The sequence below is a fragment of the Corallococcus sp. 4LFB genome (genome assembly GCF_046520365.1).
GTDB lineage: Bacteria > Myxococcota > Myxococcia > Myxococcales > Myxococcaceae > Corallococcus > Corallococcus caeni.
Map to the genome: position 1 here is coordinate 1 of NZ_JBKGHJ010000734.1, position 3,010 is coordinate 3,010.

Sequence of the window (3,010 nt, forward strand, 5' to 3'; positions counted from 1 at the left end):
CTCGGCTGGCGCTCCAGGTGGAGCACCTGGTGTCCGGGCGGTCGCAGCAGGGCCGGCGCTCGGACGGCTTCCGCACGCTGACGGACCAGGCGCACGAAGTGCTGCTGCACCTGGAGCGCGCCGCGTCGCAGCTGGCCATGGCCGGCGGCGGGCCCGCGCTGGAGCCGCTGCGCACGGGCGTGAGCCTGATGCGCACGATGCAGAAGCGCCTGCTGGAGCAGGCGAAGGAGGCGCACCGCGACGGCGAGCAGCAGTCGCTGGTGGCCCAGGTCATCCGCGACGACCTGCGCGACCTGCGCATGGTGCCGGCCTCGCAGGTGCTGGAGCCCCTGCGGCGCACGGTGCGCGAGACGGCCTCCCGGCTGGGCAAGGAGGTGGCGCTGGAGCTGGGCGGCACCGACGTGCGGCTGGACCGGCGCATCGTGGACGCGCTGAAGGATCCGCTGGTGCACCTGGTGCGCAACGCCATCGACCACGGGCTGGAGATGCCGGAGGCGCGCAAGGCGGCGGGCAAGGCGGAGACGGGGCGGCTGGTGGTGCGGGTGGAGGCGCGGGGCACGCGCATCGGCGTCATCGTGGAGGACGACGGCGCGGGCCTGGACCCCGTGCGCGTGCGCGCGACGGCGGTGCGCCGGGGCCTGATGACCCAGGAGGCGGCGGACAAGCTGTCGGACGTGCAGGCCGCGCGGCTCATCTTCCAGCCGGGCTTCTCCACGCGCGAGGAGGTCACGTCCACGTCGGGGCGTGGAGTCGGTCTGGACGTGGTGCTGGCCACCGCGCAGCGGCTGCAGGGCAGCGCGGACGTGGAGTACACGCCGGGCAGGGGCACGCGCTTCATCGTGGACCTGCCGCTGACGCTGGCGGCGGCGCTGGGCCTGCTGGTGCGCACCGGCACCACCGTCACCGCGATTCCCTCCGACACCGTGAAGCGCGTGCTGCGCCTGGACGCGGACGACGTGGGCACGGTGGCGGGGCGCGTGGTGGCGCGGCTGGACGGCGAGCAGCTCACGTTCCTGTCGCTGTCGGAGGCCATCGGCCTGCCGCGCATGCCGCTGGCGCTGGAGTCGGGCCGGCGCCAGACGGCGGTGCTGCTGTCGCTGGGCGAGGAGCGCGTGCTGTACGCCATCGACGAGGTGGTGGGGCAGCAGGAGCTGGTGGTCCGCTCGCTGGGCAAGCACCTGCGGGAAGTGACGCACCTGGCGGGCGCGGCGGTGCTGGACGACGGCCGCGTGGTGCCGGTGCTCAACGCGCCGGAGCTCTTGCGCGCGGCCAAGCCGGACACGCGCGCGGCCGTGGGCGAATCCAAGATGCCGCGCATCCTGGTGTGCGACGACTCGCTCACCACGCGCTTCGCGATGAAGTCCCTGCTGGAGATCGCCGGCTACCCGGTGGTGACGGCGTCGGACGGCGAGGAGGCGTGGCAGGTGCTGGAGCGCGTGCACTGCCACCTGGTGGTCAGCGACTGGCAGATGCCCCGGCTGGACGGCGTGGGGCTGGCGCGGCGGATCAAGGGCCACCCCATGTTCCGGCGCACGCCCATCATCCTGGTCACGTCGCTGGACAGCAACGAGGACCGCGCGGCCGGCCTGGAGGCGGGCGCGGACGGCTACCTCGTCAAGCGCGAGGTGGAGCGCGGCAAGCTCCTGGAGCTCGTGCGCCAGCTCTTGCCCGGCTCCGCGTGAGGCAGGGCAGGGCGGCTTGAAACGACGACGCCCCGTCCTTCGCCAGGTGCGAGGGACAGGGCGTCTTTTCGTTCCAGCCGGGGAGCGCGCTTCAGCGCGGGCGGACCCACGCCTTGGGCCAGTCGTCGAACTCGGTGACCTCCTGGTCGTCGACGAGCAGCGTGTACATGGACTCCTCGGGGAAGTCGCCGATGCGCAGGCGCAGCTCCTTGCCCTCCGCCTTGGTGCGCAGCGGGTGGAGCGGGTCCGACGTCTTCACCCATTCCAGCTTCTGCTTCATCAGTTGATCAGCGGTCATAGCTTTGCCTGCGGCTTGGCGTAGATGTTGTCCACGGCCTGGTTGGTGCGCTGCGAGCTGTTGATGATCTTGTCGTACGCCTGCGCCTCGCTCAAGCCGCTCTTCTTGGCCTCACCGACGAGCTGGTCGAACGAGGGCCCGTCCAGCCGGCCGTACTTGAAGAAGTCGCGCGCCTTGAGCATCGCGGATTCGAACGTGCCCATGAACTCACGCGCGCCCACGCGGGCCTCGTGGCGGATGGCATGCGCGGCCTTCGCGCGGTCCTCCAGCGACGCGCCCTGCGCCTTGAGCTTCGCGTCGTTCGCGGGGATGCCGGCGATCTGCTGCTTGTACCAGGCGCGGATCTCCGTGTTCGTCGTGGGCTTCTTCGCGCCGCTCGCCTGCGTGTTGTTCACGCTCGCGGCCCCCTCCGGGTTGCGCGGGCGGGTGCGCGACGGGCTGCCGGCGGACACGTCGCTGGGCGGCCGGTTGGCCGTCGGCGGCGCCGAGTTCGTCCGGGTGGGCCTCGTCGGCGTCGCGGACGACGTCGTCGCGTGGGGCTTCGAATCCACGGAGTTTCGGCGCGGCGGCTGCGGCGTCGTGGGCAGCGCCGACTCGGACTTCGTGGAGCGCACGCTCGAGCTTCGGTTGAGCTTCATGGGGGAGACCTTCGGGGGCAGGAAGGAAAACCGCTTTCCCTTTTATCGCATCGACAAGTAGGCGAGTTGCGACCTCCGCCTACCTTTCGCGCGTCATCCCGACGTCTCCTGCTTTCTCATACCCCTAACGGTGAGCGGGTACGGGAAAGGCGTCATCCCCGGGCAGCACCAGGGTGAGGTCCAGCCGGGGCTCCACGGCCACGCTCAGCGTGCCGCCCAGGCGTCCCGCGAGCTGCCGGAGCACGGCCTCGTTGCGCGCCGTCAGGGCCGCGCCAGGGCAGGCCTGGACGCGCAGCAGCCAGTGGGGAGCCTCCAGGGCGGGCCAGGTGGACGTCCACGGCGACGGCGCCAGCGGTGCCCCTGGCGAGGGTGCGCGCCAGGAGCTCCCAGTC

5 protein-coding genes are annotated in these 3,010 nt (G+C 72.0%); 2 read left to right on the forward strand and 3 right to left on the reverse strand.

Annotated elements, in window-relative coordinates:
• The coding region (locus ACLEQD_RS40315) for a response regulator (RefSeq protein WP_410391252.1) at positions 1-1,682 on the forward strand (1,682 nt) is incomplete at its 5' end.
• A 91-nt stretch (positions 1,683-1,773) separates the two neighbouring features.
• Here the strand turns inward: ACLEQD_RS40315 and ACLEQD_RS40320 are convergent.
• Positions 1,774-1,962, reverse strand: coding sequence for a hypothetical protein (locus ACLEQD_RS40320; protein WP_199724589.1), 189 nt, complete (start codon positions 1,960-1,962; stop codon positions 1,774-1,776).
• Between the two features lie 14 nt (positions 1,963-1,976).
• Entirely contained in the window at positions 1,977-2,375 is a 399-nt protein-coding gene (locus ACLEQD_RS40325; RefSeq protein ID WP_410391253.1) for a hypothetical protein, read from the reverse strand.
• Between ACLEQD_RS40325 and ACLEQD_RS40330 the strand changes: the two genes are divergently transcribed.
• Positions 2,329-2,679 (forward strand): hypothetical protein, encoded by a 351-nt coding sequence (locus tag ACLEQD_RS40330; protein WP_410391255.1) that lies wholly within the window; start codon positions 2,329-2,331, stop codon positions 2,677-2,679. The genes ACLEQD_RS40325 and ACLEQD_RS40330 overlap by 47 nt on opposite strands.
• A gap of 63 nt (positions 2,680-2,742) precedes the next feature.
• Here ACLEQD_RS40330 and ACLEQD_RS40335 read toward each other — a convergent pair.
• Positions 2,743-3,010: hypothetical protein (locus ACLEQD_RS40335; RefSeq protein ID WP_410391256.1), on the reverse strand; the 268-nt coding region annotated here is incomplete at its 5' end.

Bases quoted from the DNA above. Each gene is read 5' to 3' on its own strand.
- ACLEQD_RS40320 (WP_199724589.1), bottom strand. From the start codon at position 1,962: ATGAAGCAGAAGCTGGAATGGGTGAAGACGTCGGACCCGCTCCACCCG.